The 15,059-nt window shown below is 65.6% G+C and carries 11 protein-coding genes; 5 read left to right on the top strand and 6 right to left on the bottom strand.

Annotated features, from left to right (window positions below):
* Positions 1-220 precede the first annotated feature (220 nt).
* Complete coding sequence (locus tag JMF82_RS19870) at positions 221-2,245, top strand: autotransporter domain-containing protein (protein ID WP_201316260.1); 2,025 nt, start codon at positions 221-223, stop codon at positions 2,243-2,245.
* 177 nt (positions 2,246-2,422) lie between these two features.
* Here JMF82_RS19870 and JMF82_RS19865 read toward each other — a convergent pair whose 3' ends face one another.
* Positions 2,423-3,310, bottom strand: a complete 888-nt coding sequence (locus JMF82_RS19865) for a YbaY family lipoprotein (RefSeq protein ID WP_201316259.1) — start codon at positions 3,308-3,310, stop codon at positions 2,423-2,425.
* Positions 3,311-3,529: 219 nt separating this feature from the next.
* Positions 3,530-6,418, bottom strand: coding sequence for a TonB-dependent receptor (locus JMF82_RS19860; protein ID WP_201316258.1), 2,889 nt, complete (start codon positions 6,416-6,418; stop codon positions 3,530-3,532).
* A gap of 352 nt (positions 6,419-6,770) precedes the next feature.
* Here JMF82_RS19860 and JMF82_RS19855 point away from each other — a divergent pair, with 352 nt between their 5' ends.
* Positions 6,771-7,337, top strand: coding sequence for a helix-turn-helix transcriptional regulator (locus JMF82_RS19855; protein ID WP_201316257.1), 567 nt, complete (start codon positions 6,771-6,773; stop codon positions 7,335-7,337).
* 75 nt (positions 7,338-7,412) lie between these two features.
* On the opposite strand, the gene glyS is transcribed toward JMF82_RS19855, so the two are convergent.
* Positions 7,413-9,560, bottom strand: coding sequence for a glycine--tRNA ligase subunit beta (gene glyS, locus JMF82_RS19850; RefSeq protein WP_201316256.1), 2,148 nt, complete (start codon positions 9,558-9,560; stop codon positions 7,413-7,415).
* A complete protein-coding gene (glyQ, locus tag JMF82_RS19845; protein ID WP_201316255.1) occupies positions 9,557-10,468 on the bottom strand; it encodes a glycine--tRNA ligase subunit alpha in 912 nt (303 codons plus the stop codon). Before glyQ ends, glyS begins: the two co-directional genes overlap by 4 nt.
* Before the next feature lie 94 nt (positions 10,469-10,562).
* Between glyQ and JMF82_RS19840 the strand changes: the two genes are divergently transcribed.
* The 3 genes from JMF82_RS19840 to JMF82_RS19830 all read left to right on the top strand — a co-directional run bounded on the left by JMF82_RS19840 (position 10,563) and on the right by JMF82_RS19830 (position 14,350).
* Positions 10,563-12,374, top strand: a complete 1,812-nt coding sequence (locus JMF82_RS19840) for a GspE/PulE family protein (protein WP_201316254.1) — start codon at positions 10,563-10,565, stop codon at positions 12,372-12,374.
* 44 nt (positions 12,375-12,418) lie between these two features.
* Positions 12,419-13,141, top strand: a complete 723-nt coding sequence (locus JMF82_RS19835; protein WP_201316253.1) for a glutamine amidotransferase — start codon at positions 12,419-12,421, stop codon at positions 13,139-13,141.
* An 84-nt stretch (positions 13,142-13,225) separates the two neighbouring features.
* Positions 13,226-14,350 (top strand): hypothetical protein, encoded by a 1,125-nt coding sequence (locus tag JMF82_RS19830; RefSeq protein ID WP_236585594.1) that lies wholly within the window; start codon positions 13,226-13,228, stop codon positions 14,348-14,350.
* A gap of 5 nt (positions 14,351-14,355) precedes the next feature.
* On the opposite strand, the gene JMF82_RS19825 is transcribed toward JMF82_RS19830, so the two are convergent.
* The gene (locus JMF82_RS19825) at positions 14,356-14,679 is read right to left on the bottom strand and encodes a DUF1820 family protein (RefSeq protein WP_201316252.1); all 324 of its coding nucleotides are present in this window, start codon (positions 14,677-14,679) and stop codon (positions 14,356-14,358) included.
* A 9-nt stretch (positions 14,680-14,688) separates the two neighbouring features.
* The coding region (locus tag JMF82_RS19820) for a rhomboid family intramembrane serine protease (RefSeq protein WP_201316251.1) at positions 14,689-15,059 on the bottom strand (371 nt) is incomplete at its 5' end.

The raw sequence follows: 15,059 nt of genomic DNA, 5'->3' as shown, positions 1-15,059 counted from the left end.
AAGGCGATGAAGCGCTAGCACGCGTGATCCGCTCGACCGATGGAGGGGGGTTCGTGCCGAGCCCCCTCGTCGGGCCGTGCGTCGATGGCCAAAACCGCCCGTCAGGTGCCTCCCCCGCGGGCGAAATGCCGCGATGCGCCGCAGCATGCGCTCACGTATGGGCATGCATTACCGTAACAACGGAATAACAAAGACCATCCCGGTCCCAGGAGCGTCATTCATGCCCCGTACTCGCCTTATTGCCGGCGCCATCACCGCCGCCCTGCTTTTCAGCTCATCCGCCATGGCGGCCAGTTCGCAGTTCAGCAACGTCATCGTTTTCGGCGACAGCCTCAGCGATGCGGGCAATATTTCGCTGGCCACGGCGCCCGGCATCCAGCCGCCGCTGAAGTTCACCACCAATCCGGGATCGGTCACCGTCCAGAACGTGGCCAGCCACTACGGCTACAACCTGGGCCCCTCGCTCGCGGGCGGCAGCGATTTCGCCTGGGGCGGCGCCGGCGTGCTCAACAATTCGCCGGGCACGCCTTCGGCCGTGCCGACCATTTCGACCCAGGTGAACTACTACCTGGCCACCGGCAAGGTCGACAGCAAGGCGCTCTATTCCATCTGGGGTGGCGCGAACGACATCTTCTATGCCGCGACTGCCGCAGGCGCGGGCGCCACCGCCCAGCAGCTGATCCAGCAGAACGTCGCCGCGCAGATCGCCCAGCTGCAGGCCGCCGGCGTGCCCCCGGCCCAGATTGCCGCCCTGACGCCGACCATCACGCAGGCCGTCACCAGCGCCGTCACCCAACAGGTGCTCGCCGCCGCCGGTGTCTCCGGCTTCATGACCGCCGACCAGGCGCAGGCATCGATCGCCGCGGCCGCGCAGCAGGAAGTGAAGCTGATCGGCCAGCTGCAGGCCGCCGGCGCCAAGAACATCCTGGTGTTCAACCTGCCCAACGTCGGCCTGACGCCATCGGGCCTGGAACAGGGTGCGTCCGCCGCCTCGTCGCTCACGGCGCTCAGCCTGGTGTTCAACGGCCAGCTCAATGCCGGCATCGCCACGCTGGGCAAGGGCATCATCCCGATCGATACCTACAGCCTGCTCAACGAAGTGGTGGCGAATCCGTCGCTGTACGGCTTCACCAACGTGACCAACGAAGCCTGCGGCGTGGGCTCCAGCTCGGTGCAGTGCGGACCGCAGGGTTCGGGCCTGCCGTACACCTATGCGGCCGGCACCAACCAGACCTACCTGTTTGCCGACGGCGTGCACCCGACGACCGGCGCCGACGTGATGCTGGGCCAGTACGTGGTGTCCATCCTCAGCGCGCCGGGCTATGCCTCGCTGCTTGCCGAAGCACCGCTGGCCTCGATCTCCGCGCAGAACCGCGCGATCCGCAACCAGATGCTGGCCGACGGCCAGGGCAGCGACACCCGCGTGTTCGCCAATGTGGATTACGGCGACCAGCGTTTCGACGCCAGCAGCGGCTCGCCGAAGACCACCAGCAACAACGTCAACCTCACCGTCGGCGCCGACGTCCGCTTCAACGAGAACCTGTCGGGCGGCGTGGCCATGAACATCGGCCAGCACAACGCCGATTACCAGGGCGGCGGCGGCTACAAGCTGCAGGACATCTCGGGCCTCGGCTACCTGACCTACCACCAGGGCGGCGGCTACATCGGCGGCTACCTCGACTTTGGCCAGGACAACTTCTCCGACATCGAGCGCCGCGTCCAGATCGGTGCCGCCCAGCGCACCGAAACGGCGAAGGCCGACGGCAACCATGTGGGCGGCGGCGTCACCGGCGGCTGGTGGTTCGACTTCTCCAGCCTGCGCACCGGTCCGTTCGCCACGGTCGAATGGCAGACGGTGAAGGTCAACGGCTACAACGAGAGCGGCAGCGACAGCACCGCGATGTGGTTCGGCAGCCAGCAGCGCGATGCGCTGATCTCCACGTTGGGCTGGCGCCTCGAAGGCCACTGGCAGACCGGCAACACGATGCTCACGCCCTATGCCGAGGTCGCCTTCAACCACGACAGCAAGGCGGATCCGCGCGAGGTCACCGCCGGCCTCAACGGTATGCCGGGCAGCTTCTCGCTGGTCGGCTTCACCCCCGACAAGACCTGGGGCACGGTGGACCTGGGCCTTGGCGCGCAGTTCACCCAGACGCTCAGTGGCTGGCTCGGCTACAGCGGCCGCTTCAGCGACAACAGCCAGAAGTACAACAGCGTGAACCTGGGCCTGAAGTACGCCTTCTAAGGCAACGGCATCGCCCCAGCGAAAAGGCCGCCCTCGCAAGGGGCGGCCTTTTCTTTGCGTGCAGGCGCCGAACAGGGCGCCCGGCGCGAAGGACAACCCCTGGCCGTCTGGACGGCCAAACGCCGGGCACAAAAAAGCCGCCTCGGCGGGCGGCTTTTTCGCCACGGCTGGGCGGTCTTACTTGCCCTTGCCGTTGGTCGCCAGCTTGAGGATCGCTTCGGCCTGCTTCTGCAGGTCCGCGGCAGCGTCATCGCCGAGCGGCGAGGTCTTGCCGCCGGCTTCGGTGGTCTTCAGCACCAGCTGACCGTCCTGGCCCCAGGCAGCGCGATCGGTTTCGCTCGGCTTGGCGTCCTTGCTGGACTTCTTCTGCTGCACGACCACCCACGGCTTGCCATCCTTGTAGGCAAAGTCGGTGCTGGTGAAGCCCTTGTCGCCGTAGTCGACCTGCTCGCGGATGAACTTCACTTCGCCGGCTTCGCGGAAAAGCTGCCAGCCGCGCGAGACCTTGTCTTCCAGCTTGGTGCCGTTGCTGATCTTCATGCCGCCGATCTGCTTCTGCACGGCGGTGAAGGCGGCCAGCTCCTTTTCGCCGGCGGTCTGCTCGGCCACCAGCTGGATGTTCACCTGCATCGGCGCGCCCTTGGTCAGCACTTGGGTCTGCAGCGGCGGGGTGTAGTGGCGGTCGCCGTCGACCAGGTCGGCCTTGAGCACGTACAGGCCGTTCGGGTTCACGTCGTTCGGGTTGAACTCCAGCTCGAACGAGAGCGGGAACGTGTTGGCGGGCTGCACCGTCTTGGTGGCCAGCGGCGCGGCTTCCTGGGTCGACACGTCGACCAGGGTCAGCTGCAGCTTGGCGTCGGCGGACACCTGGGCGGCGTCGCGCAGCGTCACCTGACCGGTGATGGCATTGGCCTTGGCGGGCGCGGCGGCCGGAGCGGCAGCCGAACCGGACGCGGCAGCGGTTTCGCCGCCCTGCGTGGCGTTCTGGGAAGAATCGGAAGAATTGCCGCAACCGGCGAGAGCCAGTGCCGCGACCGACATCAGCGACCAAACCAACCTGCGCATGGGAAACCTCTATCGACTGTCAGGACTTAACGCGAGAACCAACAGGCGCCCAACACGCCTCGACTCTACACGGGGGAAGCACACAGGATAGCCCAAAATCAAGGGCTTGTAAAAGTTGGCCCATGCGCGACCGTATGCCGCGGGTTTAGGCGTCTAAATGTCCGGCAAACGAAAGAGGGGCCCGTTTCCGGGCCCCTCCTGTAACACCTTCGATACAGCTTAGAAGCGCTGCGTGTACTTCAGGTAGTAGAAGCGACCGATGTCGAAGCCGCCGTAGTACACGAACGAGCTGTTCGGCTTGGAGTACATGATCGGGCCTTCCTTGTCGAACACGTTGTTCGCGCCGACCGACACGACACCCTTCCACGGCAACGTCCAGCGGAACTGCACGTCGTTGAACGTGGTGGAACCGGTGTGACGCTGGGCCTGCGCGCCGTTGAACGGATCGACGTGGCTTAGGTCGTTGCACTCCGCCGCCGTGGTGTACGAGCAACGCTCGGTCATGCCCGAGTAGTAGCGCACGGTCCACGTCGCACCGAAGATGCCGCGCGTCCAATCCAGCGTGAGGTTCGAGCGGACACGGAAGTTGCCGCCGTAGCCGGTGAGCGGCTGCACGATCGTGGTCGGGTTGTCGTCCGCCTTGACGTTGAGGTAATCCACGTAGGTGGTGTTCCAACGCGTGGCGAACTGGCCGATCGAATCGATGGTGAAGCGATAGTTCACGCCGAAGTCGTAGCCGGCCGTCTTCTCCCAGCCCTTGTTGGTCAGGCCGTAGTTCATGCCGGTGATGACGCCGTTCGCCGGATCGCGCTGGAAGCTGCTGCAACGCGAAGCGATGCCCGCCACATAGCAGTCATCCAGGATGTCCTGCACGGAGTCCTGCGAGATCAGGTGCTTGATGTCGATCTTGTACCAGTCCAGCGAGACGTCGAAGCCTTCCAGGTAATGCGGGCTGTAGATGAAGCCCAGCGTACGCGTGGTGGCCGTTTCCGGCTGCAGGTTCGGGTTGGAGCCGGTGATGAACTGGTAGTTGGTCTGGCACGGATAGGTCTTGCAAGGTACCAGTGCCTGGCCCAGCTGCACGTAGTTGCCCGCCACCGGCGCCTGGCCGCCGAAGCCCGAGGCGCAACGCGCGGCTACCGCCGAGTTGCCCTTGGCCGAACCGTGGCTGGTATCGCACGGGTCGGTGTACGACTCGAAGCTGCCGTTGGTGCCGCCGTAGAGGTCGGAGATGGTCGGCGCACGGAAGCCCTGCGCCCAGCTGCCGCGCACCAGCAGGTCGTCAATCGGCTTCCACTTGATGCCGACCTTGCTGTTGGTGGTGCTGCCGAAGTTGTCGTAGTCGGAGTAGCGGGTCGCCACGTCGAGCGACAGCTCGCGCGCCATCGTCATGTCGCGCAGCAGCGGCGCGTCAAGCTCCAGGTAGGCCTCGTTCACCCGGTACTTGCCCGAGGTGGTGGTGGCCGCCAGGCCGGTGCTCTGGCCGGTCTGGTTGAAGGCGTCCGGCACGAAGCGGCCCTTCTCTTCGCGATGCTCCACGCCCGCCGCGATGCCGAGATCACCCGCTGGCAGCGTGAACAACGTACCGGCGAGGTTGGCGGTGTAGTCGGTGGTGGTGGTCTTGCCGGTGTCGTGGAATTCCGGGAACAGGAACTGCTGCAGGTCCGCATCGGCCAGCGAGCCCGCGCCCGCCTGGCCGTACGGCAGCAGGGGGTTCCACGGCACGCAACCCAAGGTCGGGTTGGCCGCGGTACCGCAGTGGACCTTGCCATCGGAGCCAAGGAACGACGGACCCACCGCCTGGCGCGCATTGATCAGGTTGAAGTCACCGTGACCGTTCTTGAGCGCATCGTTGCGATTGGTCATCGCGCCGACGTCCCAGTTCCAGGTGCGGCCGCCCAGGTCGAAATAGCCTTCGAAACCCGCCGTCCAGCGATAGGTTTCCAGTTCGCTGTCGGTGGTGCGCGGCACTTCCCAGCCGCGGCGGCGGAAGTTGAGGTCCTTGCCGAGCGGATTGAAATAGCTCTGGCCGGACAGCGCCATGCCGGTGTAGTTGGCGGACTGGAACGGATAGCCCGCGATCTGCTGATCGGTCTTGCGCTTGTTGTAGAGGAAGTCGGTCTTGAACGCGACGTTCTCGAACAGGTTGTATTTGCCGGCGACGAACAGCGAGGTGCGCTCGGTGCCCGTCTGGACCGACATCTGCTGGTTCGAGTTGGCGTACTCGTCCGGCGTGATCGGGTGATAGCTCGCGATGTTGCGCGGATCAGCGCCGTGCGTGAGCGTGCAGGTCGCCGACTTGCCGCCCGGGCCGCAAGGACCGGTGAAAGAGCCGTTCTGGCTCACGGCACTCCAGCTATCCTTGGGGTGGAACGGACCGGCCGGATAGGCGCTGAAATCACGATCCTTGGCGAAGACCGGATCGTCCTTCTGGTACTGCGCGCTGGCCATGATGGAGCCGCGCTCGTTCGCCGTACCGATGGTGAAGTCGTAGCTCTGCTTCTTGCCGTCGCCCTGGTCGTACTCGCCCACGTAGGCGTTCGCTTCGGCGCCGGTGAAGTTGCTGCGGGTGATCACGTTCACCACGCCGGCAATGGCGTCCGAACCGTAGATCGACGAACCGCCGTCCTTCAGCACTTCGATGCGCTCGATGGTGGACACCGGGATCTGGCCGAGGTCCTGCAGACCCGTGGTGTTGACGCCCAGGCGCTTGCCGTTCACCAGGATCAACGTGCGGTTGGCGCCGATGTTGCGCAGGTCGACGTAGTAGCCGCCCACGTCTTCACCCGACGACAGCGCGTTGGCGCGGCTGATCGGCGGCGTGCCGACTTCGGTCAGGTTCTGCAGGATGTCGGCGACCGAGGTGAAGCCCTGGTTTTCGATCTGCTTGCGGTCGATGGTGACCACCGGCTGGGCGGTTTCGATATCGACGCGCGGGATGCGCGAACCGGTGACGGTCACCGTCTCGAGCTTCTTGGCGTTGTCCTGGCTGGCCGCGCCGGAGGCGTCCTGCGCCAGGGCGGGACCCACGATGGCGAAAGTACCTACGGACAGCGCGACGCGCACGGCGACCGTAAGTTTGTTGTCGAGCATCTTGCGGAACTGCATGTCTTCTCCCCAGATAAATGACCCCGGGCCCAACCGGAGTCGAAAAAACTCGCCTTTGGGCGAGATGCCGCGCCGGGAGGCTTGGCCCATCGGCGCTTGCTGTCTGCCGGCTGAACGGGCCGGCGTGTTCTTGATCACCAATCAACGACAATTGCGTTGTCTGGACTCGGCCAGAGTCTTCCCCCAGAGGAGCGCCAACCCATCAAGAATTTACGAACCTAGTAGAGAAATCTTGCGAGTGTCAACAAATTCCTAACACTTGCTTTACCCTTACGTCACGCTTGCTTCACGCTGACGTTTCTAACTCGGGTTCACGCTCCCCCCATTGGTCGCCATCCGTCAGGAAACTGCGATGAACATGCAAAAAATTTCGTCCAACGAGCCCTCAAATACCTTCGCGGACCGCATCAAGGTGCTGATCCAGCGCGTCGGTAGCGTCACGGAGATCGCGCGTATGTGCGGCTTCTCCGAGGGCGTCGTGCGCAGCTGGCGCGACGGCAATACGGACCCTTCGCGGGCGCGCTGCGTCACGCTGGCCAAGACCCTCGGTATTTCGCTGGTGTGGCTGGTGGCCGGCGAGGGCTCGATCCAGGCCGATGCGATCGCCTCGGGCGAGGAGCTGCCGAACGCCGAAGCCTCCGCCAATCGTCACCGCTCCAAGCTGCGTACGGCGGCCGATACGCTGCATGCCAGCGGCATGGCCATGGATCCCCAGCGCCTCAACACCGCCCTGCGCATCCTGCAGTCGGAGCTGGACCTGGCCGAGAGCCGCCTGACGCTGGCCGACAACGCCGACATGCTGGCCGATCTCTACGAGATCCTGGGCCCGGGTGGTTCGGATGTGGACGCCGGCGAGATGGTGGCGTTCAACCAGCGCCTCCACGAGCGCGTGAAGCGCGGCCGCCAGGCCATCGCCTGATTGCCCGCGGGCTGTACAGATAAAAAAACGGCAGCCGCGAGGCTGCCGTTTTTCGATCAGTGACCGCTTCGGACGTTACAGGCGGGCAATGTCGGCGATGGCGCCGAACTGCGCCTTGAGCTGGCCCAGCAGGGCCAGTCGGTTGGCCCGCACGGCCGGATTCTCCGCATTGACCAGCACGCTGTCGAAGAACGCGTCGACCGGTGCCTGCAATTGCGCCAGGCGCGTCAGCACGGCGGCGTAATCGCCCTCTTCCAACGGCCCGGCCGTATCGGCACGCGCGCTGTCCAGCGCGGTGGCCAGGCTCCGCTCGGCGTCCGCCTCGAAGTGCGCCGGATCGACGACCGTGCCCAGCGGCGGCGCGCCCGCTTCCTCCGCCTGCTTGCGCAGGATGTTGGCCACGCGCTTGTTGGCGGCGGCCAGGCTCAAGGCTTCGGGGCGACGGCCGAACTCGGCCACCGCACGCAGGCGGCGATCGAAATCGACCAGCGTCGCCGGTGCCACCGCGAGCACGGCTTCGAACTGCTCGCTGGTGAAACCCTGCTCGGCGTAGTAACCGCGCAAGCGCTCGAACACGAAATCGACCAGTTCGTCGGTAAGCGCGGCGCGGCGCTTGCCGGCATCGAGCGCCGGCGCCTTGCCGTCCTTGCCCGGCTTGAGCCCTGCCGCGAGCGCGGCTTCCGGCAACAATTCGAGCGCCTCGACGAAGGTCGCGCGCAGATCCAGGTCCAGGCCGCCTTCCACCAGGGTACGCGCCAGGCCCAGCGCCGCACGACGCAGGGCAAACGGATCCTTGTTGCCGCTGGGCTTGAGCCCGACCGCGAAGATACCGGCCAAGGTGTCGAGGCGATCGGCGACCGCGAGCACGCGACCCACGCGGCCCGCGGCGATCGCGTCGCCGGCAAAACGCGGCTGGTAATAGCTGTCGAGCGCGTCGGCGACGTCCTTGGCCTCGCCATGGTGCGCGGCGTAATAGCGCCCCATCACGCCCTGCAGCTCGGGGAACTCGCCGACCATGCGCGTCAGCAGATCGCACTTGCTCAATGCCGCGGCACGCGTGGCCTCGCCCGCATCCACGTCGACGCGGTTGGCGATGACGCGCGCCAGTTCGGCCACGCGCACGCTCTTGTCCCACAGGCTGCCCAGCGCCTGCTGGTAGGTGACGTTCTTCAGCTGGTCCTGGTAACCGGCCAGCGGCGTCTTCAGGTCTTCATCCCAGAAGAACTTCGCGTCGGCGAAGCGCGGGCGGATCACGCGCTCGTAGCCCTTGCGGATCTCCGACGGCTGCTTGCTTTCGATATTGGCCACGCCGATGAAATGCTCGGTGAGCTTCCCTTCGGCATCGAACACCGGCACGAACTTCTGGTTGGTCTCCATGGTGGTGACCAGCGCTTCGGGCGGCACGGCGAGGAATGCGCGATCGAACTGGCAGGCAATCGCCACCGGCCATTCGGTGAGGTTGGCGATCTCGTCCAGCAACGCATCGTCGAGCTGCGGCACGCCGCCGGTTTCCTTCGCGGCACGGGCGATCTCGTCGCGGATCTTCTGGCGACGCTCGGCGGGATCGGCCAACACCTTGGCCGCGCGCATCGCATCGGCCCAGCTGTCGGCATCGACCACATGCACCGGGTGCGCGTGCATGAAGCGGTGACCGCGCGACTTGCGGCCGCTCTTCAGGCCGAGCACCTCGCCGTCGATGATGTCCGCGCCATGCAGCATCACCAGCCAGTGCACCGGACGCACGAAGCTGTAGTCGTGATCGCCCCAACGCATCGGCTTGGGGATGGGCAGGCCCTTGAGCGCCTCGTCGACGATCTCCGGAAGCAAGGCCGCGACCGGCTGGCCCGGTTTCACGGCGCGGAACACGAACCAGGCGCCCTTGTCCGTTTCCAGCTTTTCCAGCTGCTCGACGGTGACGCCGCACGACTGCGCGAAGCCCTGCAGCGCCTTGCTCGGCTGGCCGTTCGCGTCGAGCGCGGCATTCACCGCCGGACCGCGGCGCTCGATGCTCTGCTCGGGCTGGTTGACCGCCACGGCAGGGATATGGACGGCCAAACGGCGCGGCGATGCGAACAGCTTCGCCGTATCCAGTGCCGCCTCCACGCCACGCTTGGACAGGCCATCGCACACGCCGCGCAGGAAGGCCGAGGCAAGTTCATCCAGCGCCTTGGGCGGCAGTTCCTCGGTGCCCAGTTCGATCAACAACGGCTTGGCGGCGCTCATGCGGCCTGCTCCTTGAGATTCTTCTTCAGGCCCGGAAAACCGAGCTTTTCGCGCTGGGCCACATAGGCTTCCGCGACGGCGCGCGCCAGCGTGCGCACGCGCAGGATGTAGCGCTGGCGCTCGGTGACGCTGATGGCGCGGCGCGCATCCAGCAGGTTGAAGGTATGGCTGGCCTTCATCACCTGCTCGTAGGCCGGCAACGGCAGGCCCGCGGCGATCAGCTTGTTCGCCTCGCCTTCGCAGACGTCAAACCAGCGCAGCAGCTCCGGCACGTTGGCGTGCTCGAAGTTGTAGGTGCTCTGCTCCACCTCGTTCTGGTGGAACACGTCGCCATAGGTGACGGTGCCATGCGGGCCTTCGGTCCACACCAGGTCGTAGACGTTGTCCACGTTCTGCAGGTACATCGCCAGGCGTTCGAGACCGTAGGTGATCTCACCGGTGACGGGACGGCATTCGAGGCCACCGGCCTGCTGGAAATAGGTGAACTGGGTCACTTCCATGCCGTTCAACCATACCTCCCAGCCGAGGCCCCAGGCGCCGAGCGTCGGCGATTCCCAGTTGTCCTCGACGAAACGCAGGTCGTGCACCAGCGGATCGAGTCCCAGCTCCTTCAGCGAGCCGATGTACAGGTCGAGGATGTTGTCCGGGTTGGGCTTCATCACCACCTGGTACTGGTAGTAATGCTGCAGGCGGTTCGGGTTCTCGCCATAGCGTCCGTCGGTGGGACGGCGCGAAGGCTGCACGTATGCCGCCGACCACGGCTCGGGGCCGAGCGAGCGCAGGAACGTCGCGGGGTGGAAGGTACCGGCGCCGACCTCGGTATCGAGGGGCTGCAGCAAGACACAACCCTGGGCCGCCCAGTAGCGGTTGAGGGTCTGGATCACATCCTGGAAGGTGCGCGCGGACATGGCTTTCCGTGGGCTTCGATAAAGCGGGTTAGTATAGCCGGGACCGCTTTCGCCGCTGGATTTTCAGGCGAAAACCCGACAGGGAGATCTCCGCATGGCAGCCTCACCGCAAACCGTGTCCTTGCTGGGCCGCCGCGCCCGCCTCGGCCTCGAAGAACTGCTCGCCGCTCTGGTGGTGGACGGTTACCTGCTGGCCGAAGACGCCAAGCAGGTGCGCATGGGCTCGCGCAGCGGCCGTGCGACGGTGGAGTTGCACCCGCTGGTGCTGGTGGCCAACGCGCGACTGGCCAACCAGCGCGATCCCGGTCGGCCGCTGGCCATGGAGACGCTGACCGAGTGGCTGGCGGGCCACGCGAAGCTGCCCTATCTCAAGATCGATCCGATGAAGATCAACGCGGCGGCGGTAACCCAGGTGGTCAGCCGCGCCTACGCCGAACGCCATCGCATCCTGCCCGTGGCCGTGGCGCCGGGCGAAGTCACCTTTGCCACCTGCGAGCCCTTCGACAATGCCTGGGCCGCCGATCTCTCGCACATGCTGCGGCGGGACGTGAAGCGCGTGGTGTCCAATCCGATCGACATCAATCGCTACCTGCTGGAGTTCTACGGCGTCCAGCGCTCGATCCAGCTCGCGCAGGACGCCAAGAACACCGGCTACGACTCTTCCGCCATCCTCAACTTCGAGCAGCTGGTGGAGCTGGGCAAGGGCGGCGAGGTAGGCGCCGATGACCGTCATGTCGTCCATATCGTGGACTGGCTGCTGCAGTACGCGTTCGAGCAGCGCGCATCGGATATCCACCTGGAGCCGCGCCGCGATGCCGGCCAGATGCGGTTCCGCATCGACGGCGTGATGCACAAGGTGTTCGAGCTGCCGCCGCCGGTGATGACCGCGGTGACGGCGCGCATCAAGATCCTCTCGCGCATGGACGTGGCCGAGAAGCGCCGCCCGCAGGACGGCCGCATCAAGACGCGCTCCGGCGGCGGACGCGAGGTGGAGCTGCGCATCTCCACCATGCCGACCGCCTTCGGTGAAAAGGTGGTGATGCGTATCTTCGACCCCGACATCGTCGCCAAGGATTTCGCGCAGCTGGGTTTCTCCCCCGAGGAGGACGCGATCTGGCGTTCGATGGTGGAGCGTCCCCACGGCATCGTGCTGGTTACCGGCCCCACCGGTTCGGGCAAGACCACCACGCTGTACTCCACGTTGAAACACCTCGCCACGCCCGATTTGAACGTGTGCACGGTGGAAGACCCGATCGAAATGGTCAGCCCCGAGTTCAACCAGATGCAGGTGCAGCCGGCGATCGATCTCGACTTCGCCGCCGGCGTCCGCACGCTGCTGCGCCAGGATCCGGACATCATCATGGTGGGCGAGATCCGCGACCTGAGCACCGCGCAGATGGCCGTGCAGGCCTCGCTCACCGGCCATCTCGTGCTGTCCACGCTGCATACCAACGACGCGCCCAGCGCCGTGACGCGCCTGCTCGACCTGGGCGTTCCGCACTATCTGATCCAGTCCACGCTGACCGGCGTGGTCGCGCAGCGACTGGTACGCACGCTGTGCCCGCATTGCAAGGCCGAAACATCGCAGGATCCGCACGAGTGGACGGCACTCACGCATGGCTGGACGGTGCCGTTGCCCGAGAGGGTGTACAAGCCGGTCGGTTGCCTGGAATGCCGCAACACCGGTTTCATGGGCCGCACCGGCATCTACGAGATGATGGTGGTTTCCTCGCGCCTGCGCGGCCTCATCTCGTCCCAGCTCGACCTGGGCCACTTCGCGAGCGCGACCCTCGCCGAGGGCATGCGCCCGCTGCGCATTTCCGCCGCATCGCAAGTCGCCCGTGGACTCACCACCGTGCAGGAAGTGCTGACGGTGATACCGCCCATCGAGCACGGTTCAGCGTGACTACGCATGATGTCTTCTTGAACGCACTCACTTGATGACACCGCATGAAGCCTGTCCTGATCATCCGCACCGGCCGCGCCCCCGCTCCCATTCGCGCACGCCATGGTGATTTCCCGCATTGGTTCCGCGTAGGTGCACAGCTGGAGCCACAGCGCATGCGCGTCGTCGATGTGGAGGCGGGCGAGCGCCTGCCGCCTCCCGGTGACGTCGCGGGAGCACTCATCACCGGCTCGGCGGCGATGGTGACCGAGCGCGCCGCGTGGAGCGAGCGCACGGCCGGCTGGATCCGCGACGCGATGGATGCCGAACTGCCGCTGTTCGGCGTCTGCTATGGCCACCAGTTGATGGCGCACGCGCTCGGCGGCCGCGTCGACTACCTGCCCGGTGGTCGCGAGATCGGCACCGTGACGATCCAGATGCTCGACGCCGCCAGGAACGATCCGCTGACCGGCAAGCTGCCGACCGAATTTCGCGCCCATGCCACGCACGAGCAGAGCGTGCTCGAACTGCCCCAAGGCGCGACGGTGTTGGCCAGTTCGTCGCGCGACCCGCACCACCTCGTGCGCTATGGCGCCCAGGCGATGAGCGCGCAGTTCCATCCGGAGTTCAATGCCGACGTGATGCGTGCCTATATCGATCGCAAGCATCACGACATGCGCCGCGAGGGCTTCGACCCGCACCACACCTTCCGCCAGGTCGCCCCCACACCCCTGGCGCGCCGGTTGTTCCGCCAGTTCTCCCGGCATCATGGGCTCGCCGCGGGCTGACATTCCCGTCATCGCAGGCGCCTAGAATCAGTCAGGGATGCGGCCGAATGTTCGGCATGGCATCCACGGACGAGGACAGGCTCCATGGGCAAAATGCAGCCGCACGTGCACCGCGCATCGGTCATCGCCATGCGACTGGTCGATATCGCGGACACGATCGACCTGGCCCAGGTGGAATCGCTATGGGCGCGGCATGCGCGCACCCTGCCGGCGCGCAGCCGGCTGATCACGACATCACCCAAGGCCATGACCTTTGGTGTGCCGCCCGTCGAGCTCGCCCTGGAATCCGTGAACGTCAGTATTGGCGGCAAGCCCATGCAGGCAGCGGTGATGGCGCGCTTCTACGAGTTCGGCGTCGTCGCGTTCTCCTTGCAGGTTGAAGCCAATGATCTGCCTTGGGTGGAATTCAGCGCCCGGGTAAACGCGGTGGATGCCGCCCTGGGCATCGCCTCCGGCACCGATCTGTGGACCACGTTGATGGCGCAGGTGAGCGAGGTGCTTCGGTCCGCCTTCATCCGCCCGAGCGGCGAACCGCTCTACGAAGACTACCTGCTGGGCCTGGTGCGCGCGCTGGAGGGTGTCGGCAATACGGCGACGCTGCATGAGGATCTTGACCTGGTGCCGCTGCTTTCGGGCGAATCGCGCGCGCTGTCCGAACAGGCCACGCAGGACCTGTTGCGGCAACGCTACTCGTATTACACCGACGATCTGGTCGTGCTCACCTGGGATCGCGCCTTCATTGTCGAACCGCGCGACGATTCCGACGTTCTTGACGTGCTCGAAGTGGCCAACGCGCAGCTACTGGAGTTGCGCTACTACGACGAGCTGCTCGACGCCGAGTTGCCGCGCATGTACGACCTGATCGAGGCGACGCGCAACGTCGCCAACCCCTTCGCGGCACGACGCTATGCCGATCTTGCCCGGCGCCTGCAGACGCTCGTGGCGGAGGTGACCGAGGTAACGGAAAAGGTCGACAACGCCCTGCAGGTCACCGAGGACGTCTATCTCGCCCGCGTCTATACCTCGGCACTGGAACTGTTCCGAGTGCCGCACGTCGGCAAGGCGGTCGATCGCAAGCTCGCGATCATCCGCGACAGCTATACGGCACTCTACGAAGAAGCGTCCAGCAAGCGGGGCGAGCTGATGGAACTGGCGATCATCGCGTTGATCGCCGTGGAGATCGTGATCGCCATGATCCGCCACGTCTAGCGGCGTCAACGGCCTCGGGGCGGCATCGGGAACGGCGTGATCTTCTGCCCGTCGGCCGCGTCGCGGATCACCAGGGCGCCCTTGCTCTCTACTTCTTCGACGCGCACGACCGACTGCATCGGCAGGTGCAGCACTCGCGTGTCCTTGAACTCCTCGCGCAGCCGCTCTTCCGTCGGATCGACGAGGATGCCTTCACCCGCCGGCTCGAACACCAGTTCGGCCACTTCGGTGAAACCCCAGAGATGGCTGGACGCCACATGGTGGGCATAGAGCTCGTAGCACTTGCCCAGGTGGAGAAAGGTGACTTTGTAGAGTTTCTTGCTGCGCATGGCGCCATTTTAGCCGCGCAGGCGTCGAGCGATGTCATCGCGCGAGAACAGCGCGAAGACCACGCCAAACAGGAACCCGGCAATGTGTGTCCACCACACCACCGCGCCGTAGCTTGGCCCGGCATAGCTGAAGAGCAACTGCAGCAGCACCCAGATGCCGATCAGGAGAAACGCCGGCATGCGCACGAATTCCAGATAGAGGCCCAAGGGAACGACCAGGCCCAGGCGTGCACGGGGAAAAAGCGCGATATACGTGCCTAGTACCGCGGACACCGCGCCACTGCAGCCGATGATCGGCGATCGCACGCCTGCCAGGGACAACGCGCCGACCAGGTTGGCCACGATGCCGCCGAGGACGAAAAGCAGCAGGAAACGCAGCG

Source organism: Dyella sp. EPa41 (genome assembly GCF_016586165.1).
GTDB lineage: Bacteria > Pseudomonadota > Gammaproteobacteria > Xanthomonadales > Rhodanobacteraceae > Dyella.
The sequence above is the reverse complement of the archived record's forward strand: the minus strand, read 5'-3'. Positions and strand labels throughout refer to the sequence as shown.